This window comes from Noviherbaspirillum suwonense (assembly GCF_900182955.1).
Taxonomy (GTDB): Bacteria; Pseudomonadota; Gammaproteobacteria; order Burkholderiales; family Burkholderiaceae_D; genus Noviherbaspirillum_A; species Noviherbaspirillum_A suwonense.
In genome coordinates this window covers 19,176-42,213 of the sequence record NZ_FXUL01000007.1, presented here as the reverse complement: position 1 = coordinate 42,213, position 23,038 = coordinate 19,176, and the positions used below count along the sequence as shown (strand labels likewise).

General features: G+C 61.7%; 21 protein-coding genes. 10 read left to right on the top strand and 11 right to left on the bottom strand.

Annotation, left to right across the window (positions count from 1 at the left end; translation table 11 throughout):
- Window positions 1-157 precede the first annotated feature (157 nt).
- From QOL82_RS11290 to QOL82_RS11280, 3 genes are all read right to left on the bottom strand, one after another.
- Window positions 158-1,486, bottom strand: coding sequence for an MFS transporter (locus QOL82_RS11290; protein WP_430438471.1), 1,329 nt, complete (start codon window positions 1,484-1,486; stop codon window positions 158-160).
- A gap of 307 nt (window positions 1,487-1,793) precedes the next feature.
- Window positions 1,794-2,792, bottom strand: coding sequence for a transketolase family protein (locus tag QOL82_RS11285; protein ID WP_283442364.1), 999 nt, complete (start codon window positions 2,790-2,792; stop codon window positions 1,794-1,796).
- Window positions 2,779-3,636 carry a transketolase gene (locus QOL82_RS11280; RefSeq protein WP_283442496.1) on the bottom strand — a complete coding sequence of 286 codons (858 nt, stop codon included), beginning with the start codon at window positions 3,634-3,636 and terminating at the stop codon, window positions 2,779-2,781. The genes QOL82_RS11285 and QOL82_RS11280 overlap by 14 nt, the downstream gene beginning before the upstream one ends.
- A gap of 117 nt (window positions 3,637-3,753) precedes the next feature.
- On the opposite strand from QOL82_RS11280, the gene QOL82_RS11275 reads away from it, so the two are divergent.
- The gene (locus QOL82_RS11275; RefSeq protein ID WP_283442363.1) at window positions 3,754-4,752 is read left to right on the top strand and encodes a LysR substrate-binding domain-containing protein; all 999 of its coding nucleotides are present in this window, start codon (window positions 3,754-3,756) and stop codon (window positions 4,750-4,752) included.
- Window positions 4,753-4,839: 87 nt separating this feature from the next.
- Here QOL82_RS11275 and QOL82_RS11270 read toward each other — a convergent pair whose 3' ends face one another.
- On the bottom strand, window positions 4,840-5,589 hold the full coding sequence (locus tag QOL82_RS11270; protein ID WP_283442362.1) for an SDR family NAD(P)-dependent oxidoreductase: 750 nt from the start codon (window positions 5,587-5,589) through the stop codon (window positions 4,840-4,842).
- A 35-nt stretch (window positions 5,590-5,624) separates the two neighbouring features.
- On the opposite strand from QOL82_RS11270, the gene QOL82_RS11265 reads away from it, so the two are divergent.
- From QOL82_RS11265 to QOL82_RS11255, 3 genes are read left to right on the top strand one after another with little or no spacing between them, the layout of a single operon-like run.
- Window positions 5,625-5,957, top strand: a complete 333-nt coding sequence (locus QOL82_RS11265; protein ID WP_283442361.1) for a hypothetical protein — start codon at window positions 5,625-5,627, stop codon at window positions 5,955-5,957.
- 53 nt (window positions 5,958-6,010) lie between these two features.
- Complete coding sequence (locus QOL82_RS11260; RefSeq protein ID WP_283442360.1) at window positions 6,011-6,448, top strand: YciI family protein; 438 nt, start codon at window positions 6,011-6,013, stop codon at window positions 6,446-6,448.
- Complete coding sequence (locus QOL82_RS11255; protein WP_283442359.1) at window positions 6,438-7,727, top strand: RNA polymerase sigma factor; 1,290 nt, start codon at window positions 6,438-6,440, stop codon at window positions 7,725-7,727. Before QOL82_RS11260 ends, QOL82_RS11255 begins: the two co-directional genes overlap by 11 nt.
- Window positions 7,728-7,889: 162 nt before the next feature.
- Here QOL82_RS11255 and QOL82_RS11250 read toward each other — a convergent pair whose 3' ends face one another.
- Together QOL82_RS11250 and QOL82_RS11245 are read right to left on the bottom strand one after the other, a co-directional pair.
- Entirely contained in the window at window positions 7,890-9,071 is a 1,182-nt protein-coding gene (locus QOL82_RS11250) for an NAD(P)/FAD-dependent oxidoreductase (RefSeq protein WP_283442358.1), read from the bottom strand.
- A 301-nt stretch (window positions 9,072-9,372) separates the two neighbouring features.
- Entirely contained in the window at window positions 9,373-9,945 is a 573-nt protein-coding gene (locus tag QOL82_RS11245; RefSeq protein WP_283442357.1) for an outer membrane beta-barrel protein, read from the bottom strand.
- Window positions 9,946-10,253: 308 nt separating this feature from the next.
- Here QOL82_RS11245 and QOL82_RS11240 point away from each other — a divergent pair, with 308 nt between their 5' ends.
- Both QOL82_RS11240 and QOL82_RS11235 read left to right on the top strand, forming a co-directional pair.
- Window positions 10,254-10,562, top strand: a complete 309-nt coding sequence (locus QOL82_RS11240; RefSeq protein ID WP_283442356.1) for a hypothetical protein — start codon at window positions 10,254-10,256, stop codon at window positions 10,560-10,562.
- A gap of 228 nt (window positions 10,563-10,790) precedes the next feature.
- Entirely contained in the window at window positions 10,791-12,344 is a 1,554-nt protein-coding gene (locus QOL82_RS11235) for a sensor domain-containing diguanylate cyclase (RefSeq protein WP_283442355.1), read from the top strand.
- Window positions 12,345-12,487: 143 nt separating this feature from the next.
- Here QOL82_RS11235 and QOL82_RS11230 read toward each other — a convergent pair whose 3' ends face one another.
- From QOL82_RS11230 to QOL82_RS11215, 4 genes are all read right to left on the bottom strand, one after another.
- Window positions 12,488-15,079: a bifunctional diguanylate cyclase/phosphodiesterase gene (locus QOL82_RS11230; RefSeq protein WP_283442354.1), complete on the bottom strand. Its 2,592-nt coding sequence runs from the start codon at window positions 15,077-15,079 to the stop codon at window positions 12,488-12,490.
- Between the two features lie 499 nt (window positions 15,080-15,578).
- Window positions 15,579-16,499 carry a LysR family transcriptional regulator gene (locus tag QOL82_RS11225; protein WP_283442353.1) on the bottom strand — a complete coding sequence of 307 codons (921 nt, stop codon included), beginning with the start codon at window positions 16,497-16,499 and terminating at the stop codon, window positions 15,579-15,581.
- 55 nt (window positions 16,500-16,554) lie between these two features.
- Window positions 16,555-16,815, bottom strand: a complete 261-nt coding sequence (locus QOL82_RS11220; protein WP_283442352.1) for a hypothetical protein — start codon at window positions 16,813-16,815, stop codon at window positions 16,555-16,557.
- A 302-nt stretch (window positions 16,816-17,117) separates the two neighbouring features.
- A complete protein-coding gene (locus QOL82_RS11215; RefSeq protein ID WP_283442351.1) occupies window positions 17,118-17,825 on the bottom strand; it encodes a superoxide dismutase family protein in 708 nt (235 codons plus the stop codon).
- A gap of 709 nt (window positions 17,826-18,534) precedes the next feature.
- Here QOL82_RS11215 and QOL82_RS11210 point away from each other — a divergent pair.
- The 4 genes from QOL82_RS11210 to QOL82_RS11195 all read left to right on the top strand — a co-directional run bounded on the left by QOL82_RS11210 (window position 18,535) and on the right by QOL82_RS11195 (window position 21,549).
- Entirely contained in the window at window positions 18,535-19,152 is a 618-nt protein-coding gene (locus QOL82_RS11210; protein ID WP_283442495.1) for a DJ-1/PfpI family protein, read from the top strand.
- A gap of 303 nt (window positions 19,153-19,455) precedes the next feature.
- Complete coding sequence (locus QOL82_RS11205; protein WP_283442350.1) at window positions 19,456-19,809, top strand: DUF2141 domain-containing protein; 354 nt, start codon at window positions 19,456-19,458, stop codon at window positions 19,807-19,809.
- Between the two features lie 143 nt (window positions 19,810-19,952).
- The gene (locus QOL82_RS11200; RefSeq protein WP_283442494.1) at window positions 19,953-20,417 is read left to right on the top strand and encodes a YaiI/YqxD family protein; all 465 of its coding nucleotides are present in this window, start codon (window positions 19,953-19,955) and stop codon (window positions 20,415-20,417) included.
- Window positions 20,398-21,549 (top strand): alpha/beta hydrolase family protein, encoded by a 1,152-nt coding sequence (locus tag QOL82_RS11195; protein WP_283442349.1) that lies wholly within the window; start codon window positions 20,398-20,400, stop codon window positions 21,547-21,549. The genes QOL82_RS11200 and QOL82_RS11195 overlap by 20 nt, the downstream gene beginning before the upstream one ends.
- 110 nt (window positions 21,550-21,659) lie before the next feature.
- On the opposite strand, the gene QOL82_RS11190 is transcribed toward QOL82_RS11195, so the two are convergent.
- Window positions 21,660-22,538, bottom strand: a complete 879-nt coding sequence (locus QOL82_RS11190; RefSeq protein ID WP_283442348.1) for an NAD(P)-dependent oxidoreductase — start codon at window positions 22,536-22,538, stop codon at window positions 21,660-21,662.
- Window positions 22,539-23,038 lie beyond the last annotated feature (500 nt).

Here is a 23,038-nt window from a genome sequence, read left to right as displayed (position 1 = left end):
CTGCGTAAGATTCGATCCCTTCTTTCAATATCTCCAAGCAAAATTGTATGCGGTCAGGGATGCAATCCGGGGGTGATGGGCGTGATTTGGTCAACCTGCATCCCGGTTGTTCAGACGAACATTCCGGGCTGCAGGCTGAAACCAGATCACCGCTTGGTCAGCGATTCACAGTCTTCGCCGGCAAGAGCAACACGAGAGCCGCCCCGACCAAAAGCGCCGAGGAGGTAAACATCAGTCCCGCGTTTTGATTTCCGGTGAAATCATTGAGCCAGCCGACTACCGAGGGTGACACGAAGCCGGCGAGGTTGGCGATGCAGTTGATGGCCGCAATGCCGGCGGCCGCAGCCATCCCGCCCAGGAAAGCAGTGGGCAGTGCCCAGAACTGGGAGCTCGACGCAATGCTGCCGATGGCCGCGCAGCTTAGAAGGCCCAGCGCAATGCCGACGCCGCTGGTGGCGGGCAGCAGGAAAAGCGAAGTTGCTGCCACCACCATCGGCGCTGCGCAATGGAGCCGCCTGGCCTTGGTCCTGTCCGAACTCATGCCGATGAATGGCAATGCCACCAGCGAGCAGATATACGGAATGGCTGAAAGCAGGCCGACCATGACCACGCTGCTGACGCCGGCGTTCTTGACGATCGTGGGCAGCCAGAATGTAATGCCGTACTGACCCATGACAACGCAAAAATAGATCGCCGACAGGAGCCAGACCCGACGATCCCGCAGAAACGCGCCAATGGACGGATGGCTATCCTTTTCGGTATTGTCTTCGGCGATATTATCCTGCAGGAGCTTCTTTTCTTCGGGCGTCAGCCACTTGGCGGCAGCAATGCTGTCGTCCAGGTAGAAAAGGATGGCCACGCCGAGCACGAGCGACGGGATGGCTTCGAGCATGAACAGCCACTGCCATCCGCGAAGGCCCTGGTAATCCGCGAACGTTTGCAGGATCCAGCCTGACAAGGGACCGCCCACGATATTCGCCAGCGGTATGGCCATGAAAAACACCGACAGCATCTTTGCGCGGCGCTTGCTTGGGAACCAGTAGGTGATGTACAGGATGACGCCCGGTGCAAACCCAGCTTCGGCTGCACCGAGCAAGAAACGCATGACATAGAACATGGTCGGCGTCGATACAAAGGCGAAGCAGGCAGAAATCACCGCCCAGGTCAGCATGATGCGCGCGAGCCAGCGGCGTGCACCGTACTTATGCAGGATCAGGTTGCTTGGCACTTCGAACAGAAAGTACCCGAGAAAGAAAACGCCGGCGCCAAGGCCATAAATCGTGTCGCTCCATTTCAGGTCATTCAGCATCTGCAGCTTCGCAAAGCCGACGTTGACGCGGTCCAGGTAGGCGCCCAGGTAGCAGAGCATCAGGAACGGTATGAGGCGGCGCGCCACCTTGGCATACGTGCGGGATTCAAAATTGCCGGCCGTCTGGGTTGGCATGCCGCTGCCAGCGTCGAGACTTGCCGTTGTGTTAGATTTCATCATTGTCTCCTTCGGTTTAATCCTCGGTTTACAGCGTCACGCGCAGTCCCTCCGGACCGGGTCGGCAAGCGAATGCCGGTCCGGCAGCGGAAATGACGGCTGACGGTCGTCAGGTTCAGGTACGGGTGGGCCCGACGATTGGCTGTCGCTCCCGAGTCGCCGGCAAGCTCCGGAGATAGCCTCGCGATTCGGGCGACGCTGCGCGCAACTCAGGCAATTACCATGCGCCAGTCGTGCAAGGCATGCGAGGTCGACGGGTAAGCAGTGTGGCGCTCATGCCGTGTCCTCGCTGTGATTGTTCTTGTGATCAGAGCCAGCTCTTTAGGCTTTCCGCAATGGCATCGGCCGAGATGCCGTAGCGGTCATGCAGTGTCGGTAATGCACCGGCATCGAGAAATGCATCCGGCAGCGCAATCTGCCGGAAACTCGGGGCGACGCCGGCACGCAGCAAGGTTCCCGCGACGGCTTCGCCCAGGCCGCCGATGGCTGAATGGTTTTCCGCGACCACGACCAGCCGGCCCCCGCGCGAGGCTTCCCGGATAATGGTTTCCTGATCCAGCGGCTTGATTGTCGGGCAATGCAGCACCGCGACATCGATACTGTCGGCCTGCAAAGCATCGGCCACTTCGAGCGCGCGCATGGTCAGAATGCCGCTCGAGATGACCAGGACGTCGCGCCCATCGCGCAGCAGCTTCGCCTTGCCAAGCTCGAAGGTGTAGTCATATTCATCCAGCACCAGCGGCACGCGGCCGCGAAGCAGGCGCATATAGACCGGCCCCTGATGGGCGGCTATCGCAGGAACCGCCTGCTGGATATCCAGCGCATCGCATGGATCGACGATCGTCAGATTCGGCACGCCCCTGAAAATAGCGATGTCTTCCGTCGCGGTATGGCTCGGACCGTAGCCCGTCGTCAGGCCCGGCAGCGCGCAGGCGATCTTGACGTTCAGGTTTTCCTCGGCAATTACCTGATGGATAAAATCATAGGCCCTTCGCGACGCAAAGACCGCATAAGTGGTCGCGAAGGGCACGAAGCCCTCCTTGGCCATGCCGCCTGCCGCGCCCATCAATAGCTGCTCGGCCATTCCCATCTGGAAAAATCGCTCCGGAAAGGCTTGCGCGAAGATATGAAGGTCCGTGTACTTTCCGAGGTCCGCGGTCATCCCGACGATGTCTGCTCGCCGGCTGGCCAGCTCGACCAGGGCATGGCCAAACGGCGCACTGACCGTCCGTTGCCCCTCCGATGCGATTGACGCGATCATTGCCGAGGTCTTCAGCCGCGGCTTGCCTGCATTAGCGCTGCTCATTTGCACTATCTCCGAAGTAATCGTTATCCAGAAAATGAATGGCCTGCTCCCATTCCGCCGCGTCGACGCTGATGAAGTGATTCTTCTCGCGCCGCTCCAGGAAGGGCACGCCTTTGCCCATCAGCGTGTCGAACAGGATTGCGCGGGGCTGGGGGTCCGGATGCTTGCGTGCGGCATCGAATGCCTGAAGCACGGCAGGAAGGTCGTTGCCGTCGACACGTTGAACGAACCAGCCAAACGCGGTCCATTTGTCCGCGAGCGGTTCGAAGCCAAGCATTTTTCCCGACGGGCCGTCGGCCTGCTGGTTGTTGATGTCGATGAGGTTGATGATGTTGCCAAGTCCGAAATGGCTGGCCGACAGGGCAGCCTCCCAGGTCGAGCCCTCGTCCAGTTCCCCGTCCGACATCGAGTTATAGACGAAGGCTTTATTATTCTTCTGGCGCAGGCCCAGCGCCATGCCGACCGCGATGATCAAGCCTTGCCCGAGTGAACCTCCCGACATTTCCATGCCCGGCGTATAAGTGGCCATGCCGGACATCGGCAGGCGGCTATCATCGCTTCCATAGCTGTCGAGTTCAGCCTCGGGAACGATTCCGGCCTCGAGAAGCGCGGCATAGAGTGCAATGGCATAGTGGCCGTGGGAAAGCAGGAAGCGGTCGCGCCCTTCCCACTTGGGATCTGCGGCGCGGTAGTTCAGCGCATGGCGGTATGCAACCGCAAGAATGTCCGCCATGCCAAGCGCCTGGCCAATATATCCCTGCCCCTGCACCGCGCCCATTTGCAGGGCATAACGGCGGATACGGTAGGCGGCGCTTTTCAGGGATGTGATAGGGTTGTCCTGCATCACTTGATCTGTCTCCGGTGGGTTTATAAGGAAGAGAAACACGAGGAATTTGCACTCCTCGAAATCCAGTGTATAAACCTCGTCCAAAATCGGATAGCGATGAATTCTTACCAATAGATGAAATCAGTTCAGCGATATATTGCATTGCGCAAAGCGTCGATCAAGAGCCTGCAGGCGTTCGAAGCAGCCTATATGCACCAGTCCTTTGCGGACGCCGCAAAGGAGCTGTCGATCACTGCATCGGCGATCAGCCATTCGATCCAGTCGCTGGAAGAGGTGCTCGGGACGCTGCTGTTCCAGCGGGTCAAGCGCGGCGTCATCCCGACGGAAGCAGGCGCGCGCCTGTATGCAGTAATAGGCCGCGCTTTCAGCGATATCGATGCCGAGATGCGTGCGCTTCTCGACAAGAGCGACAAGCCGCAGATAGTCACCATCCAGTGTTCACCGAGCTTCGCCGCCATATGGCTGATGCCAAGACTGCCGGCATTCCTGCTTTCGCATCCAGGCATCGATGTACGCCTTTGGGCCGTGCATGAACCGCCCGACTTTTCCAGCACCGGCGTGGATATTGCCGTCACCTATGGACGCCCCCAGGCCTCAGCCGGCGTCAGGATCGAACCCATTGCGCCGGACGAGCGCTACGTTCCGGTGTGCAGCCCCAGCCTGGTCGAGGGCCAGGCGCTGCCACTGCAGCCCAGCCGGATTGAGGACTTCTATCTGATCCAGAACGATGTGTCGCTGACTTCGTGGGATGAATGGATCGAACGGTTTGCGCCGGGCTGCACAAACATCGTTCGCGGCTTGCGGCTCGACCGGGCATTCATGACGCTAAACGCCGCTGAAAACGGTCTGGGAATGTGCGTGGAAAGCACTGTGCTAGTGCTGGAATATTTGCAGCAGGGACGACTGGTGCTGCCATTCGGGGACATGGGATTGCCCATCAAGGCGCACTATCTGGCGGTGCCGAAAAGCAAGGAGAGCCTGGACACCGTGAGGACCGTTCTCGACTGGATCAACTCGTGGATGGCCAACCGAAGTTCCGGCGACCCGCATGAGGCAGTGCCGATCGACGGCAAGAACGAGGCAGCGGATTCGCCTTCCGGCAATGGCAGGTAAGCGCGCGCACCGGTGCGCCGGTCGACGCAAGGAGGCACTGCCGTAGGCCAATTGAGGCCACAACAGCGCTCCCCCGGTTCGGGGCAATCAGTGGATCAGCATGCCGCCGTTGACATCCAGCGTGATTCCCGTGCAGTAGCTCGACAGATCGCTGGCAAGGAAGACGACGGCGCCGGCGATATCGTCCGCCCTTCCAAGCCGCGCCAGCGGAATATCCTCTGCGATCTTCTCCTTGCGCTCCTCGGTCAGTTTGCCGCGGATGATATCTGTCGCGATCAGCCCTGGCGTGATGCAGTTGACCCGGATGCCATCCGCGCCGAATTCCCGCGCCATGGCCCGTGCCAGCCCGAGAACGCCCGCCTTGGCGGCAGAGTAATGGGGGCCACCGAGTATGCCGCCGCCGCGTTGCGCGGAAACCGACGAGGTGCAGATGATGGATCCGCCTTTTTGACGCTGCATCACCGGCAGCACCGCTTGCGACATCAATAGCGTGCCGCGCAGGCTCACATCGAGCACCGCGTCATAATCGGTAGCCGATATTTCCAACGTTTTGCGCGGCTGGGTAATTCCGGCATTGTTGAACAGGATGTCAATGCGTCCATAGCGGCCCAGCACCGATTCAGTGGCCGCATCGCACTGCTGCTTGCTGGTAATGTCTGCAACGACGCCGAGATGGTCTGGCCCAAGCTCTGCCGCAGCCGCGGTCGGGTTGGCGGACGCCAGGTCAAGGATGGCAACCGTAGCCCCCTGCGCGGCCAGCATGCGCGCGGTGGCAAATCCCAGCCCATTGACGCCGGCGCCGCCGGTGACGATTGCAACGCGATCTTTCAGTAACATGATTCAAGCTCCTATGTATTTATAAAATCTTGTTTATGAATACAGCAGAGAAGATCGTCTTATATGCGCCGAATGAACTCAAACGATTAAAACTCACCGGTGCATCAACCGAATTCATGCATCGACGCCGCGCCAGCGGCGCCCGGCATGCAGATTGGATTGCCAACGCATCCGACCGGCACGCGGTGCATAGCCTCGAAAAATCGGCCGAACGGCAGAACGCGACTGGCTGGCAGTGGAGACCGCCGCGCTGGTCTAGGCGCGGATTTCCGGTCGGACCAGGCAAGCAACGTGCGGCAGCTGCCGAACGCCGCACTGTGAATAACTTCAGGCAGTATGTCGATTTCGGCCCTGCTCGTTCGTCGTAGTCATGAAGGTGGCGAATGGTTCGCGGCCCGACGACCCGTGAAGGAGAATCGACATGCGTGTACTGGTCATGGTCAAGGCAACAGCGGAATCCGAATCCGGCGCAATGCCGACGACCGAGGAATTGGCAGAGATGAGCCGCTTCAACGAGGAACTGGTGAAGGCCGGCGTGATGCTGGCCGCCGAGGGCCTGCAGCCGAGTTCGAAAGGAGCGCGTGTGCGTTTCTCGGGCAAGACACGCACGGTGATCGACGGCCCGTTTACCGAAACCAAGGAGCTGGTCGCGGGTTTCTGGCTATGGGAAGTCAGCTCAATGGACGAAGCCATCGAATGGGTACGGCGCTGCCCGAACCCGATGCGGACGGATTCCGAGATCGAGATCCGGCCCATCTTTGGCGCCGAGGACTTGGGCGAGAACTTCACGCCGGAACTGCGCGAGCAGGAAGAGCAGCTGCGCCGGCAAATCGCAAGCAAGGATGCGAATGGCGCGTGAAGTCGCGCGCCACGTCGAAGCGGTCTGGCGCATCGAATCGGGCCGTATCGTGGGTGGTGTGGCGCGACTCGTGCGGGACGTCGGGCTGGCGGAAGACCTGGCACAGGAGGCGCTGATGGCTGCGCTCGAGCACTGGCCAGTCGCCGGCCTGCCCGAGAATCCCGGCGCCTGGCTCATGACCACGGCCAGGAACAAGGCGCTGGACTACCTCCGCCTTCAGGCGCTGCAGGCGCGCAAGCATGCCGAGCTAGGCGCCGATGCCGATGCGCGTGGCGATGCTGTCGTGCCCGACTTTGTCGACGCGCTGGATGCGGCGCGCGCGGATGACATCGGCGACGATCTCCTCCGCCTGATCTTCGCTGCCTGCCACCCCTTGCTCCCGCAACAAGCGCAAACCGCACTCACGCTGAAACTGCTGGGCGGCCTGTCCACATCGGACATTGCCCGTGCTTACCTGGTATCGGAGGCAACGATTGCGCAGCGTATCGTGCGCGCGAAGAAGACCCTCTCGCAGGGAGCCGTGCCGTTCGACGTGCCGCGGGGCGAGGAGCGCGTGCGGCGGCTGACTGCGGTGCTTGAGGTTATCTATCTGATCTTCAACGAGGGTTATGCGGCCACGAGCGGCCCCCAGTGGATGCGACCTGCGCTGTGCGAGGATGCGCTGCGGCTGGCCCGCACGCTTGCCGCCATTTTGCCGCAGGAAGCCGAAGCGCACGGCCTCCAGGCGTTGCTGGAGATCCAGGCCTCCCGGCTGCGGGCTCGCACCGATGCCCGGGGCCAGCCGGTGCTGCTTCTGGATCAGGACCGGACGCGCTGGGATCGACTGCTGATCGGGCGGGGCCTGGCCGCCCTTGGCCGCGTGCATGCACTGGGCCAGCCCCGGGGATTCTATACGCTGCAGGCGGAAATCGCTGCTTGCCATGCGCGCGCCGCCGCGCCGCGGGACATCGACTGGACAGCAATCGTCGCCTTGTACAATGAACTGGCCCACGTCCGCCCTTCGCCGGTCGTCGAACTGAATCGTTCGGTCGCTATAGGCATGGCCCATGGACCCGAAGCCGCACTCCCCCTTGTCGAAGCGCTGGCAGCCGAGCCAGCAATGCAGGGATACGGCTTGCTCCATGCGGTGCGCGGCGACATGCTGGCGCGCCTCGGCCGTGCGGCGGAAGCCTGCAAGGCCTTCACCCGGGCTGCCGAACTGGCCACGAATGAACAGGACAAGGCCCTGATGCGCCAGCGTGCCGACAAGTTGCGCGGCGAAGGGACGGATGCCGATTGAGGGCAGCACAGCAGGCCTATCCTCGGCGGGCTTGCCAAGGCGCTCGGTGCGAAGGGTGTCGTGTCACTGCCGAAAGCGACACGGCCCCCACGGGCGCAATGGCTATCCATTCAACCTGGTGCGTCCTGCGCGGGCAGGCCGACGATCAGCAGGAACTTGTCATCAAAGGATGCCGCGCTCTCGATAAGGCGCATGCTTGAGCACGCGTTCATAACCCATGCGGCTCAAATCGATGGTTTCGAAGCGACCCTTGTCGATCAATTCTGCAATCCCGCGGCCGGCTGCCGGCGCGTGCATCATTCCATGTCCCGAGAAGCCGGCGACCACGTAGAAGTTTTCGTGGTTGCCGGTCCAGTTGCCAATGATCGGGTTGCCATCCAGCTCGCATTGCTCGTACAGCCCCGACCAGGTGCGATGGCACTTCACGCCTTCGAAGGCAGTCGGGAAGCGGTGCGCCAACGCCGGCCAGACGACCTTGTCGAAGTAGCCGTGATCCACGTCGAAGTTGAACCCTCTCGGTTCATCCGAATTGACCAGCCCACCGGAAAAACCCTGCCCCTCCGAGCGAAACGCCAGACGGTTCAAATCTTTCACATAAGGGAGAGGCTCGATCCTGCGGTGACCAGTAAAGTAATGCTCGAAACGCCGTAGCGGCGAGACGGGCAGGCACATGCCCGCCATAGCGCTTACCTGGGCTGCCCATGGGCCGGCGGCATTCACAAAAGAATCGGCTTTCACAGTGGCGCCGCCAGCCAGGATCGTTCCGGCAATTCTGCCGCCCGTGTTGGTGAAGCCGGCTACCCGATCGCTGATGAACTCGACGCCTAGCGATCCGGCTTTCTTGCGAGTGCCTTGAAGGAAGCTGTTCGGGTCGCACCAGCCGTCCCCCGGCGAGTACGCGGCGCCATCGAGATCGGCGACGTGCATGGAGGGGAGAAGGTGTTTCAGCCCTTCGCGATCCAGCAACTGGATATCGGCTCCCAGCGAGCGCTGCACATGCGCATTTTCTTCCAGCAGGCGCATGGCCTTCACGCCCGAGACGATGAAGAGATAGCCCTGCTCCACCCAATCGATCGCCGCAGGACTGTCGCCGGCCGCCATTTCAGTGGAAAAATTCTTGATGCGTTCAATGCTGAAGCTGGACATCGCGATGTTCTCCGGGCAGGAAAACAAGCGCCGGGCGCCGCCGGAGGCACGCACTGTCGACGCATATTCATAAGTCGGGTCCGCTTCGATCACCGCGACGTCGATGGCCGGGTTGCGCTGCTTGAGGAAATAGGCGACATAGCAGCCAAGGATGCCGCCTCCTGCAATCACCACATCATATTTGGCACGCACGCTCATTCTTCCTCTCCCGTATCGTGTTCCGGCCTTGACAACGACAATGTAGCCTGACTGCGGGCGGAAGAAAACACGCGCTGCATCATTCCAGGGACGGACCGCATGCCAGATGAACAGTTGCGCAATCTTGTCGCGCTGGCTGCGTGAACCTGGATCTGACAGGCAGGAAGCGCATTCAGGGGGCTGGTCGCCATATCGCCTTCATCTGCGCTGCCCTGACTGAACATTCGCCGCACCGGCCGGCATGCCTTCTCGGGACGAAAAAAATCCGGCCCGAAAGCCGGCTTGACCTTGGCGTATCGCCTCAGAACGTATAGCGCAGGCCGACCGAAACCATCTGCGCCTTGGTGTTGGTTTCATTCTTTTCCAGCACCTTGCCAAAGTTCTCGTACTCGGCAACGACGCTCAGCTTCGGAGACACGTTGTACGCGGCGCCAATGCCAAACATGCCGGTGCCATTTCCAGCGCGACCGTTCTTGGTGTCGCCATTGAATGTCACGGTGCCCTTCGCATAGTTGACTGCGACGCCGCCCTTGGCAAACAGCGAGAAGCCGGCGCTCACCGGCAACGTGGCCGTGCCGGCCAGGTAGAGCACCTGTGCTTCGTAGCGCAACGATGCGCTGTTCACGCCGTTATCGAGGGCGGCGTTGACCTTGCCCAGGTTGGCATAGCCAAGTTCAATACCGAAATGATCGGTGAAGCCATAGCCGGCGTAAACCTTGGCGCCCGTCTTGTCCTCGGTCGTGGAATCGCCGTTGACGTTGAACTTGTGCTCGACGCTGCCAACGTTGGCCCCCAGGTAAGCGCCCGCGGCATGGGCAGCCAGCGGAAAGGCAAACGCGGTGAACACCAGGGCTGTACATAGATGCTTTTTCATTTTTTCATTCCTGCTTGAATAGTGGCGAGCGCACCGGCGGTGCAGAGGGGGAACACCGTTCCGCGCCCTCAAAATCGCGAAAGGATTCTAACCGGCCAAATTTCCATGAGGCAAGTTGCCGGGTCATTCCAATCCCGTAATGCGGCGGGAGTGTGCCTACACTGCAACAACCGTTGTCAATCGGGAACCGGGCGTGCAAAAAGAGCAATGTTGCAAAATGACTTCAGGCATGTTTGCTTTATAACAATTCGCCGCCCAGAAATAGGTTTACATTCGTGAGTAATTACTTAACAGAAACAGGAATCGCCATGGACAATACGCATCCGCTGACCTCGCAGCCAGAATACGACCCGGATAACCTGCTCGATTCGCTGCTGAAGAAACTGGAATTGAAGAACGACGCGGCGCTGTCGCGCGTCCTGGAAGTCGCGCCGCCGGTGATCAGCAAGATCCGGCATCGCCGCCTGCCAGTGGGCGCATCGATCCTGATCCGCATGCACGAGGTATCCAACCTGTCCGTGGGCGAACTGCGGGAACTGCTGGGCGACCGGCGGAAAAAATTCCGTCTCAGCCCCATCCAGGGCATGCCTCGCGAAGGCGGCAACCGGCCGGAGTAACAGGCGGGCGGCTGCACATGTGCCAGGAGTCTTATCCGGCAGACCAGCCGACCATCCGTCGCTGCCGCCAGGCAGCGCCGGGCGGCGGCCGAACCTTGTCCGATTCAGAACTATTCAGGAATTGGATCGGTTTCTGCTGTTTTTTACAGATGCACTGAAATTATTTCGTAGAAAGTTATTCATAGCCACTCGTGAATAACTTCCGGCGTCGCTTGCGACGCCCCTACGATGATGCTTCCGATTACCGCCCAGCGCGCCTTTACCCGGCTTCGTCGTCCACGCACCATCCAGTCGGTCTCCATTCTCTTCGTACTGTCGATCGTGCTGTCGTTCGTGGGTTTGCAGGGCTGGAGCGTCCAGCAGGCGCGCAGCAAGCAGATCGAGACGGCACGGGTCGCCACCACCAACATGACCCGCGCCCTCGCCCAGCACACCGACGACACGGTGCGTGCTGCCGAGGTTGCCTTGGTGGGCGTCGTGCAGCAGCTGGAAGTCGATGGTGTGGAGAAGGATGCCCTGGCGCAGGCCTTGGTGCTGCTGCGCCTGACGGTCGAGAAAACCCCGGGGCTGGACAGCGTATCGGTCTACGACAGCCAGGGCCGTGGACTGATCACGTCCCGCTCGCGGATCACGGGCTCCTTCAATGTTTCCGATCGTGATTATTTCCGTCATCACGCCGCTACGGCAGGACGGGAGGTGTTTGTGGGCGCGCCGGCACGCAGCCGCACGTCCGGGCGCTGGATCCTGCCGGTGTCGCGCCGCATCAACGGGCCCGACGGCGCATTCCGCGGGGTTGCCGTCGCCACCATCGAGCTCGCGTATTTCCAGGAATTCCACAACAGCTTCGACATCGGCCGGGACGGCGTCATCCTCCTGATGTCCGGCGACGGCAGGATCATCGTGCGCCGGCCGTTTGCGGAAGCCCAGATCAATTCCGACGCCAGCGGCGGCCCGGTCTTCCAGACTTACCGGACCAAGGGCAAGGAAGGCAGCGCGGTGCTGACTGCACGGATCGACGGCATCGAGCGCATGTATGCCTATCAGCAGCTGGCCCACTATCCGCTGATCGTGGCGAGCGCCCTGTCCATCCGGGATGTCCTGGCGAACTGGCGGCAGGACACGTTCTGGATCGTCGGCGTCGAAGCGCTGCTGCTGGCGCTGCTGGGCTTGCTGGGATACCGAATCCTGCGACTGATCGGCGAGCGCGAGCGCGCGCAGATCGAGCTGCGCAAGGCGAAGACCTCGCTGGAAAAGATGAACCAGTCCCTCGAGCGCCTGACGCTGCAGGACAGCCTGACCGGGCTGGGCAACCGCCGCCTGTTCGATACCGCGCTGTTCGATGAATTCCATCGCGGGAAGCGCGCGGCGACGCCGCTGGCGCTGATCATGATCGATGTCGACTACTTCAAGCGGTACAACGATCTCTACGGCCATCCTGCCGGCGATGAATGCCTGCGACGGCTTGGCGAGACGCTGATGGAATCCGGCTGCCGGCCCGGCGACGTCGCCGTGCGCTATGGCGGCGAGGAACTGGCCGTACTGCTGCCCGACACGGATGTGGATGGCGCCAATGCCATGGCCGAGCGCTTCCGGCATGCGGTGCTTGCGCAGGCCATCCCGCACGGCGGCAATCCCGTGGGCCTGGTCACGGTCAGCATCGGTGCGGCCGCATGCTGCCCCGGCGAGGATGCCGCATCGTGCGAGTCGCTGCTCCAGGCAGCCGACAAGGCGCTGTACGCAGCGAAGGCTGCGGGGCGCAACCAGGTCTGCAACGCCGCCTGAAGCTCGCCGGACGGGTCCGACGGGACGGCATCAACCGCGGTCATCGGAAGCCCGCGCAGAGCCTGCTTTACTGCGCCTCGCCGCCGGCAGGCCAATGCCCGCCACGCCCGCCCATGCCACACGCCCGGGTAGCTGCCTGACGCCTACGGAGCCGGGAAAAGGAAGCGCTTCTCCAGCAGCATTGCCGCCTCGGCGGCCGGCACCGGCCTGGCGATAAAGTAGCCCTGCACTTCCTCACAACCCAGCGCCTGGAGCGCGGCCAGTTGCTCGGCAGTCTCCACGCCTTCGGCGACAACCCGCATATCGAGCGCGTGCGCCATCGACACGATGGCTTCGTACAGCGCGGCATCGGCCCGGCTCGTGCCCAGCCGTGACGTGAAGGCGCGGTCGATCTTGAGGCCATCCATGTCGAGGTCTTTCAGCTGGGCGAGACAGGAATAGCCGGTGCCAAAATCATCCACATAGAGTTTGATGCCTGTCCTCTGGATAGCCGCCAGTTCCGACACGGCGGCGCCGTCCTTGGTCACGGTCGCCGACTCGGTCACTTCGATTTCGAGCAGGCTGGCGTCCAGGCCGTTTGCTTCGAGAACGCCGGTGAGCATTGTGCTGACCGTGCCGGTGTCGATCTGCTGCGCCGAGACATTGACCGAGACCGGCACCACCCGCAGGCCCTGCGTTCGCCACTGCGCAATCTGCTCGCATGCCATTCGCGCCACTTCCGCACCCAGCGGCACGATCAGCCCGATCTTCTCCGCCATCGGGATGAATTCGCACGGCGGGACCAGGCCCAGCACCGGGTGGACCCAGCGTACCAGCGCTTCCATGCTGGTGATTTCGCCGCTGTCGCCCCTGACCCTGGGCTGGTAGTAAAGAATCAACTGGCGGCCTTCGATGGCCAGCTTCAGCTCGGCTTCCCGCGTCAGCCGGTTGACCAGCCGCCGCTCGAGGCTGGGTTCGAAGAACCGGTATCTGCCCTTTGCATTCTCCTTGGCGTCATACATCGCGATGTCCGCATGCTTGAGCAGCGTCTCGCCATCGGCCCCGTTCAGCGGGAAAAGGCTGATGCCGACCGACGCATGCACCGCATGCTGACGGGTTCCATCGCCAAGTACGAAGGGCGCCTTGAGCGTGTCGATGATCCGCTCGGCGACGGCGATGACGTCCTCACGGGTCTGCGCCGCCTCGACGATGATCGTGAACTCATCGCCGCCAAGCCGCGCGATCTTGTCCTCCGGCCGGATCACCGCCTGCAGGCGCAACGCGGCTGCTTTCAGCAGCTCGTCGCCGGTGGCGTGGCCGAGCGTATCGTTGATGTTCTTGAAGTCGTCCAGGTCGACGAACATCACGGCCAGCATCCGGCCCGCGGCCCGCGCATGGTCGATGGCTGTCGGAAGATAATTCATCAGCCAGTGGCGGTTGGGCAGCGACGTCACGGCGTCGGCATTGGCGAGCCGCTTCAGCGCCGCTTCCTGGTTCTTGGTTTCCGTGACATCCCGCAGCGTCAGGGCCAGGCCGGCGCTGGTGCGCACCAGGCGCCGCTGCAGCCACTGCGTCGCGCGGTTCCCGCGCGCCGGCACCAGCATTTCATCTTCGAACAGTCCGGTCTGCATCGCCTCTCGGCACTGGGGCAGCATGTGACTCGAAAACAGGACGGGCAGGATGTTCGACACGGTACGGCCGATCAGGGATTCCTTCGGAAGGCCACGGAACATCGCGCCGCGCTCGTTGCAATCCTCGATGAGGAAATCGACGATGCTGTTGTCCGGTCCATAGCAGGGCCGCAGCATGTAGAAGCCTTCCTTTGCATTCTCGGTCGCGACCCGGTAGGCCTCATGGACTTCGCGGGTGGATTGCTTCTGCCCGACCCGCAGCGCGGTGCGCCGCGCGCCTGCTGCGCCGAGGACCAGCAGCACCAGGCTGGCGCTCAGCATGCTCGCCCAGATCTCGCGGTAGCGCGGCTGATAGGCCTGCTGCAGTGCCGCATCGGACGTGCCCACCAGCAGCATCACCGGATAGCTGGCGGTGGTGTACCAGGCCACGATCCGCGCCTTGCCATCGATGTAATTATCGCCGGCGACGTGCCGCACGCCTTGCGGCCCCGAGACCACCCGCTGTCCCCTGAAATTGGGCGTGGTCGACTGGGCGCCATTGCCCTTTTTCGATGCGAAGAATGCGCCGTCCGACCGCCGGATCGACACGAAATCATCGGGTCCGAGCTTGGTGTCGTCGACGAAGGAGCCAAGGAACTTCGGCTCGATCGCCAGCGCGATGACGCCGGCGAAAGCGCCCGCCTCGTCGTCCAATCGACGCGACAGCAGCACGATATCGCGATTGGTCAGCAGGTTCAGCGTCGGCTTGGAGATGAACACATCATGGCTGGCGTTCGCCGCATGAAACTGGAAATGCTCCAGCGCCGCGACGCTTCTGCGCTTGTGATGGGCTGGAATGGTGGTCGTGACCGGCATGCCCGTGCGGTCGAGGATGGTCACGGAGATCCGCGCGGACTTGGGCACCAGGCCGGCATAGACATGCTCTTCCAGGTTCAGCGCGCCGCCATTGCGCTGCCAGTTGAACTGGAGGCTGCGCAGGATGTAGTCGAGTTGCCCGATCGTGCGCTCGACCTGCTCGGCGTAGGTCCGCGCCTGCGCCGACACTGCGCTGTGCGCCTGTTTGCGGATGTCAGCCTGCTCGCGGTCAATGGTGCTGAACCCCCACCACCAGACAACCGCGATCAACAGGCCGCAGATCAGCGGCCATGGCGCCAGATACCTTGCACGATGCTGCAGAAAAACGACTGTGTTCCGAAATGTCATCGGCCGGAATTGAGCAAGTAGGAATGACGCATGACGCTGATACAGATTTGGCAACAAGTGTAATTTAAAAAACGAAATTTCCGGTCGTTTTATTCAAGGTGCGCAGCGCCCGGGAGATGCCGACCGGCGACGCAGTTGCAGTCATGCGAACTATTATACTTTCCATCAAGAAACTGTTAAACCACCAGTTCACAATTTTCAGGGACAGGGAAAACCGTGTCTGCAAAAAGGAACAGAGCGGCCAATTTCGTCCAATCGAACTGAAAACGGCATTCGGTCCAAATCCAGATGTGCCGACGCAGCCCGGGCACGGCGCCGCCTGCGCGCCGGGGCCGCCGTGCCACCGCGGGTTCCAGCTGCATTCCGCGGCTAGAAAGGAGACACACGAACCGCGTCAGTAAGGCGAGTCAACCGCTGAGCCCTATTCCTTTCCGGCCAGCTGGCGTCCGTAGAGCCGGCATTCGGCAGCGAGCGCCAGCAGGTTCGGGTCGCGTTCGCGGCTGGCGGAAAACATCAGCGTGACCTGCTGATGGGACGCATATTTCTTCGCCAGCGGCAGCAACTGGATGCGTGAGCTGAACGCCCCGATGCGCCCCGGTAGCAGGCCGTAGCCTATTCCTTCGCTGACCAGGTTGATCAGCGAAAAGATGTCGCCGACCTCCATCGCGATCCGCGGACTGTAGCCGCTGATTTCGAAGGCCCGGCTGAAGCTGTCGGACGTCACGAAGCCTTCGCTCAAGGTCACGAACGGCTGATCCCGCATGTCGGCGAGATCGATCTCCGCCGCATCGGCGTAGGGCGACCCGAGGTGCGCTGCCAAGTAGATCAGGTCGTTGAAGAGCGGCACCGAAACCAGGTCCTGGCTCACGGGCGGCTCCTTCAGGCCGATGATGATTGCGTCGAGCCGCCCTTCCTCCAGTGAATTCAACAGCTCGCGATTCGAGCCCAGCGTCAGGTTGACGTCCAGCGTCGGCTTGCGCAGCTTGAGGCCGATAATCACTTTCGGAATGCAGCGCAGCGTCAGTGAATACAGGGAGCCTATCCGCAGCCGCGGCGCATTGAAACCCGACATCTCACGCACCTCCGCCACGCCGGCCTCGCATGCCGCGATCGCGCGCTGCGCATGTTCGGCAAAGGCATAGGCCGACTTCAGCGGAATCAGGTTGCGCCCTTCGCGCTTGAACAGGGGGCACCGCAGGCCTTCTTCCAGTGAATGAAGCGCACGGTGCACGCTCACCGCGCTCAAGCCAAGCCGTTCGGAAACGCGCGTCAGATTACTCATCTGCATGAACGCAAGAAACACTTCCAATTTTTTCAACGTAATTTCGTCGTCGATCGCCATGCCTTCCCCTAGCACCTTCATTACCCTGACAGTAATGATCGCACTGCGCGCTTGATTAATGCAGTTGTCTCGTCAAATTATCTTGGTCCCATGAAATGCCGATCGGAGGAGGCCGCGCGAATACCCAAAGCCGCCTGATCCGGAATAAGGCACGCGTCTGAACGAAAGCAATGGGAATGCGGAAGCGGTCGGCGCCCTCGCCTTGCACCGCCCGGTGATGACCTATCTGCGTGCTGGCATGGCGCAGATGCGGTTGAACACGACGCGCATCGCTGAGGACCTGGCGGACAATGTCGTCAAGCCTGCGTAATGCCATGCCACAGTGCGCCTGGCATGGGAACGCGGCGCGAGACTTGCCTCGTTAATGCAAATGGGGACGGTACTGACCAGCCTCACCGCGCCGGTGCTGACCGGCGGCCAGACAATCAGATGCGAAAACACGAACCTGGACACGATGCAAGTCCTGATGGCACGCGGGCGTTGAGAAAGATGACGAGTGTAGGCTTACAGTGGTGCCCGGCGGCGTGTTCGCGACGTCGCATCGGGAACGCATCATCGATGCCGGTATTGAAGCCGCCTCGCAGGCAACCCGGACGTCGACCAGGCATCCTGAGACGGCTACCTGTCGATTAACTTCTTGATCACCCCGCACGCAATCCTGTCGCCGGAATCGCCCGTCCTCTGCGTAATTTCGTCCGGCACGGTCGCGGGCGTCTCCGTGGGCTTGGAAGCATACCGGCTGGACGGAATATTGGCATAGTTGTCCGGCGCCGCATGGACAATGATCGCACTGCCGTCGCTGTCAAAAAGATCAGCAAGATCGAAGCGATCGGTACTGAAAATGGCATTGGCTGTCTCGTCTGCCGTCACGAGCAGGACAGGAAAGTCGCCGGAATGGTTTTGATGCGTATGCGGTTGAGCCGGCGGCGTTCTCCCGGTATCGAAGTGACCGCCAGCAGAAACAAAATCCGGCGTGCCTGGCGTACCCGGTACGCCAGGCACGTCCTGGGTGGGCGGCGTACCACGGACACATTCCCCAACGGTATGCACGTGGAACCCGTGGAATCCTGCTGGAAGGCCGTGAACCCGCGCCTGGACAATGATCTCGCCGCTCCCTAATTGAATAAGTCTGACGACTCCCACATGATGCTCATTGGTACCATGAAGCCTTGCTTCTGCAGCCAGCGTCCACGCGTCTGCGGGGGCTATCAGTCCGACGAGCGAAGCCGCGAGCAGGACCGGTGCACCGAACCTGGCCCTCAAGCCTCGTGTGATATTTTCTCGGACACCTCGTTTCAGAATGGTTGGATGCTTCACTGCAAACATGATTGGCTCCATGACTTGTCTTCGGATCGACCTGTCCCGCATTGACGCGCGCAGCACTCTGAGACCTTAGTCGATCCGCATCATAGTTAAAGATGGGAGATTCAGACCTTTAGCGCATCTCAAAAAACGCTGGAAATTGCCTTTTCTTTTTAAAATCCGCCTCCCGAGGTGAGTGTCATTGCGGCAATCGATTTGCCTGACGCGAGGCGGAAGGCATTCGCAAGCGGGGCAACCTGGCGAGGCCGTAAGCCGCCTTCTGAAAAGGTGCCGCATTGAAACGCGACCTAGGCCGGCGCACTTTCAATTTCTTCCCTCTTGTTTTAAATAACAGAATTCAGCTCTGCATTCTCACGGTTCCTGCCGACATTCCCGATCGCAGCAGCGTTCTGAAAACGCCATGAAGCACGATTATTCATGGGATCGGCGCAATCAAAAATTGAATGGGTCTTTTTGGTCAGCCCATATCTTTCTCCTTCATTCCGTTCTTCTTCTGGAAGTTGTTGGGACGGATACATTCACCTGAACATGTAGAAAACGGCCCGGTCGCATGGCCTGATCGTCCGAGATGTCGCCAATGCCTGGTTAATCGCCTGCCTGCCGTCTTCAAGCTGAACGTGCGTCCATGCCGTTTTTGCATAATCCTTGCCTGCCTATGGGTAAAACGGTATGTTTCCGCACCGATACCGCCGCTGACGCTAAAAGGGATTTCATGCATATCGCCATACTGACCTTCGAAGGATTCAACGAACTCGATTCATTGATCGCACTGGGCATACTCAATCGCATCAAGAAGCCCGGCTGGCGGGTTTCGATCGCCAGCCCCGCCGCGCAGGTACGGTCGATGAATGGCGTGGTCCTCGAAGCACAGGCGTCACTCCGGGACGCAAGCGAGGCCGATGCGGTCATCGTCGGCAGTGGCATGCGCACGCTGGAAGTCATTGACGATGCGACGCTGATGTCCCAGTTGCAGCTCGATCCCGCCGGACAACTGCTCGGGGCGCAATGCTCCGGCGCGCTGGTGCTGGCGAGGCTGGGCCTCCTTGACGGCGTACCTGCCTGCACCGACCTGACGACAAAACCCTGGGTCGAGCAGGCAGGCATCGACGTACTCAACCAGCCGTTCTTTGCCAGGGACAATGTGGCCACCGCCGGCGGGTGCCTTGCGTCGCAGTATCTCGCTTTCTGGCTCATTGCCCGCCTGGTTGGCATCGAGGCGGCGCAGGAGGCGCTTCATTACGTTGCGCCGGTTGGCGAAAAGGAAGACTACGTTTCACGTGCGATGCGGAATGTCTCGCCGTATTTGCTTGAGGCCGGTGCAGTCATCTGACTGTGCAGGCTGGCATGGGTCCAGGTGACGGAATCTACCTGTGTCCGCCGCCTGATGCGCCGGCACGAATGACACCACTAGCAACACCACTAGTCGTCCGCAGCGCCCTTTCACGCCCGCCGGCCTGCATTTCGTCGTATTCTTCGTGCCGATCTTGCCCGCACGGCATACAGTCGTCCCATTACCAACCACCCGACCAGGGACAATATGGCACACCCCGCACCCGCATCATTTCTGCCACGCGCCTTTGCTACGGCGTTGCTGGCTGTGGCCGCCCATGGCGCCTTCGCCGCAGACCTCACAGTGGCGATCGAAAACATCCGGGACGACAGCGGGCAGGTGCGGGTAGGCGTGTTTGACTCCGCTGCCGCTTTCCCAAAGCATGCGGTGCAGGGAAAGTCGGTTCCCGCGTCGGAACGCGATAGCAGCGGCATCGTCAGGATCAGGTTCGCCGGGCTGCCGGCCGGCACCTACGCGGTGTCCGCCATTCACGACAGGGATGCCAACGGCAAGCTCACGACCAACCTGGTCGGCATGCCGACCGAGCCGTACGGCTTTTCCAGGCAAGGCAGAGCCATGTTCGGCCCGCCGGCATTCGAGGAGGCTGCTTTCAGTCTCCCTGCCGAGGGCGCGGCAGTCAGCATCGGCACCAAATAACGCCGCGCCTGGCTGCGGCCAAGCCGGGCAGGCGCCTGACAGCCACGATGGCGCAGCGCGGTTAGGGCCACGGGCTTTGCCGAGGGCCTGGGCGCCGGCTTGCAGCTACAATGGCGCTATCTGCTGCTCTCCTTCTGCCTGCCATGCACATCTGGGTCGATGCGGACGCCTGTCCCGCCGTTATCAAAGACATCCTGTTCCGGGTAGCGGAACGCCTGCAGCTCCACGTCACGCTGGTGGCCAACCAGTTGATCCGCGTGCCTGGTTCGCGCTTCATCCGCGCGCTCCAGGTGCCGGCCGGCGCAGATGCGGCTGATGCCGAGATCGTCGAGCGTGTCAGCGCCGGCGACATTGTCGTCACCGGCGATATTCCGCTGGCGTCCCTGGTGCTGGAGAAAGGCGGGCTGCCGCTCAACCCGCGCGGCGAGTGGTACACCAAGGACACGATCGCACAGCAACTGACAATGCGGTCTTTCATGGAAGAGCTGCGCAGCAGCGGTGTCGACACGGGCGGCCCGGCGGCATTCAACCATGCCGACCGCCAGAATTTTGCCAATGCGCTCGACCGCGAGCTGACGCGGGGTGGAAATGGCGCAGGTACGCGCTGAGCATCGTCATCGTCCTGCATGGCGAGGCCTTGCAAGCGTCGATGCGTTTTCCGCATGGAGCGCCATCGCCATGCGTCTCGCACCGGCTTGGATTTTCACTCTGGTCATTCTGCTCGGCTCCGCATGCCCGGCATTTGCTTCCGTGGGCATGGTGGAACTCGCTTCCAACCCGTCATCCGGTCCGGTCACGATATTTTATCCGGCAAGCGCCGAGGCCCAACTGCATCGTCGTGACGCATTTCAGTTCGAGCTTGCGCTCAATGCCGCTCCTGCCCCCGGCAATCATCGCCTGATTGTGATCTCGCATGGATCGCCCGCGTCGCCATGGGTCTACCTTGAACTGACGCGAACCCTGGTGCTGGCCGGATTTACTGTGGCAATGCCCGAACACCATGCGGATAACTACAAGGACGACAGCGAGCCCGGCCCCCCCAGTTGGAAACGTCGGCCGATCGAAGTATCGCGCGCCATCGACAGGCTGCGCGACGATCCGCAGTTTGCCCGCTCCCTGGATTTCACCCGTGTCGGGATGTACGGCATGTCTGCGGGCGGGCACACGGCATTATCGCTGGCTGGGGGACGCTGGTCGCCATCCCGTCTGCGCACGCACTGCCAGCAGCATCTGGTCGATGACTTCCACGCCTGCGCCGGCCTTTCCACATCGCTGACGGGCGGGCCGCTGGACAGACTGAAACTTGCCGTCGTTGAGTCCATCATCAACCATAAGCTCGATGACGAAACCTGGTACGAGCACACGGATCCCCGTATCGTGGCCATCGTCGCGGGAGTGCCATTCGCCGCCGACTTCGACCCGGCTTCCCTGGCCCAGCCACCGGTCGCGCTTGCGCTGGTCACGGCGCGACTCGACCGCTGGCTCGTCCCAAGATTCCACAGCGACGCAATCCTCGCGGTCTGCCGCTCCTGCGAACATCTTGCCGACATGCCAGGCGGCGGCCATGGCGCGTTGCTGGCGCCGCTGCCGCCTGATATGGCCCGGCTGACAGCCACCCTGATCGGCGATCCCCCGGGCTTCGACCGGCAAGCCGAGGTTACAAGGCTGAACGAAACAATCACCGCATTCTTCATCCGCACGTTGGCGCCGGCACAAGACCGGGCGCCAACCCCACGCTGACGAGCCTGCCCTGAATCACCGCCGCATGCGACAACGATCGCCGCGCGAGGCTGGCATGTCCCTCATGCGGCAACGCTTGCCTGGCCATGCTGCCTCAACGGCGAAAGGAATCAGCCCGCCCCGCGCCGCCGCGCGGCATTCTTGCCAAGCGCCGCCAGGTCGAGGTCTGCATCGCCATGGTCCACGGCTTCCTTCAGCACTGTTTGCAGCGCGTCGCCGAACGCCAGCGGCAGGCCCAGGTCGCGTCCAGCCTCCACCGCCAGCCGCACATCCTTCTGCCCGAGCGACAGCTTGAAGCCTGCGGGGCTGTAGCGCTCTTCGGCGATCATGCCGCCATAGCCCTTGTACACCGGCGAGCCGGCGAACAGGGTGCCCGTAATGAGTTCGATGAAGCTGGCAGCCGGAATGCCATGCGCGCCGGCCAGTGCCGATCCTTCTCCCATCGCTTCGATAGCGCAGGCGAGGGTCAGGTTGCATGCCAGCTTCACGGCGTTTGCCTGCTCCGGCGCCGTGCCGAAGCGCCAGGTTTTCTGGCCCATCAGGTCGAGCAGCGGCTGCACGCGGCTGACCAGTTCGTCGGCGCCGCCAGCCAGGATGTTGAGCTTGCCGGCGGCGGCCACGTCGACCCTTCCCAGCACCGGCGCGGCTAAATAGCCGATGCCGCGCGCAAGGTGCAGCGCCGACATCTCGCGCGCGAACGCGACCGAGACGGTGGCCATGTTGACGTGGATACTGCCAGGGGCCAACGCATCCAGCACGCCGCCATCGACCAGCACCGCGCGGGTCGCGGCGTCGTCCGCCAGCATGCTGAAAACGACGTCGGCGATACCGCACTCGGCCGGCGTGGCCGCAGGCCGCGCGCCCTGCTGCGCAAGTGCCTGCACGGCTTGCGGAGAGCGGTTCCATACATAGACCGGCTCGCCGGATTTCAACAAATTGGCGGCCATGTGCTGGCCCATCGCGCCGAGTCCAAGGAAAGCGATAATCATGAGTGGTGTTCCTTTCGGTGCCGGTACCCCGGCAGTGGACAAAGATCCTATTAGACCAGCAATCGCCGACACGCACGGGAAGCGGTGCGGTCAACACATGCGGCGATGTGTCTGGCCGCGACCTTTGACCAATGCAATGCAATGCAATGCCTGCCGAGCAGCGTCGGCTGGCCGCATTAACGAACGAGAGTTACGCTAATATGCCAGCCAGACAATTTTCAAAAGATTGCGGTGTCCCAATGGCGCAGGAGACAAAGTTGTATTGCAACCCGCGCCGTTCTCACCTCAAGGTTCCAGCGCGGAGAGATGGGTCAACTACCCCGGCCTGACGGCCGGAGCTTGAAAGGAAACTGACAAGCTCGGTTGACCAGACGAAGCGGTACCCAACCCGCTACGTTGCAACGAAGTACAAAACTCACCTTGGAATGCTTTCTAAGTTCCAGGCTCTGAAAGCGGTAGAAGCAGACAAGCATAGGGTAAGCACGAAACGGTCTGTCGCG

Excerpts from the sequence above, each read along its gene's own strand:
- QOL82_RS11220 (WP_283442352.1), bottom strand. The coding sequence starts at position 16,815 with ATGGCATTACGCAGGCTTGACGACATTGTCCGCCAGGTCCTCAGCGAT.
- QOL82_RS11245 (WP_283442357.1), bottom strand. The coding sequence starts at position 9,945 with ATGAAAAAGCATCTATGTACAGCCCTGGTGTTCACCGCGTTTGCCTTT.
- QOL82_RS11260 (WP_283442360.1), top strand. The coding sequence starts at position 6,011 with ATGCGTGTACTGGTCATGGTCAAGGCAACAGCGGAATCCGAATCCGGC.
- QOL82_RS11195 (WP_283442349.1), top strand. The coding sequence starts at position 20,398 with ATGGCGCAGGTACGCGCTGAGCATCGTCATCGTCCTGCATGGCGAGGC.
- QOL82_RS11225 (WP_283442353.1), bottom strand. The coding sequence starts at position 16,499 with ATGGCGATCGACGACGAAATTACGTTGAAAAAATTGGAAGTGTTTCTT.
- QOL82_RS11190 (WP_283442348.1), bottom strand. The coding sequence starts at position 22,538 with ATGATTATCGCTTTCCTTGGACTCGGCGCGATGGGCCAGCACATGGCC.
- QOL82_RS11210 (WP_283442495.1), top strand. The coding sequence starts at position 18,535 with ATGCATATCGCCATACTGACCTTCGAAGGATTCAACGAACTCGATTCA.
- QOL82_RS11270 (WP_283442362.1), bottom strand. The coding sequence starts at position 5,589 with ATGTTACTGAAAGATCGCGTTGCAATCGTCACCGGCGGCGCCGGCGTC.
- QOL82_RS11200 (WP_283442494.1), top strand. The coding sequence starts at position 19,953 with ATGCACATCTGGGTCGATGCGGACGCCTGTCCCGCCGTTATCAAAGAC.
- QOL82_RS11290 (WP_430438471.1), bottom strand. The coding sequence starts at position 1,486 with ATGAAATCTAACACAACGGCAAGTCTCGACGCTGGCAGCGGCATGCCA.
- QOL82_RS11250 (WP_283442358.1), bottom strand. The coding sequence starts at position 9,071 with ATGAGCGTGCGTGCCAAATATGATGTGGTGATTGCAGGAGGCGGCATC.
- QOL82_RS11280 (WP_283442496.1), bottom strand. The coding sequence starts at position 3,636 with ATGCAGGACAACCCTATCACATCCCTGAAAAGCGCCGCCTACCGTATC.
- QOL82_RS11275 (WP_283442363.1), top strand. The coding sequence starts at position 3,754 with ATGAAATCAGTTCAGCGATATATTGCATTGCGCAAAGCGTCGATCAAG.
- QOL82_RS11240 (WP_283442356.1), top strand. The coding sequence starts at position 10,254 with ATGGACAATACGCATCCGCTGACCTCGCAGCCAGAATACGACCCGGAT.
- QOL82_RS11265 (WP_283442361.1), top strand. The coding sequence starts at position 5,625 with ATGAATACAGCAGAGAAGATCGTCTTATATGCGCCGAATGAACTCAAA.
- QOL82_RS11235 (WP_283442355.1), top strand. The coding sequence starts at position 10,791 with ATGATGCTTCCGATTACCGCCCAGCGCGCCTTTACCCGGCTTCGTCGT.
- QOL82_RS11215 (WP_283442351.1), bottom strand. The coding sequence starts at position 17,825 with ATGTTTGCAGTGAAGCATCCAACCATTCTGAAACGAGGTGTCCGAGAA.
- QOL82_RS11285 (WP_283442364.1), bottom strand. The coding sequence starts at position 2,792 with ATGAGCAGCGCTAATGCAGGCAAGCCGCGGCTGAAGACCTCGGCAATG.
- QOL82_RS11255 (WP_283442359.1), top strand. The coding sequence starts at position 6,438 with ATGGCGCGTGAAGTCGCGCGCCACGTCGAAGCGGTCTGGCGCATCGAA.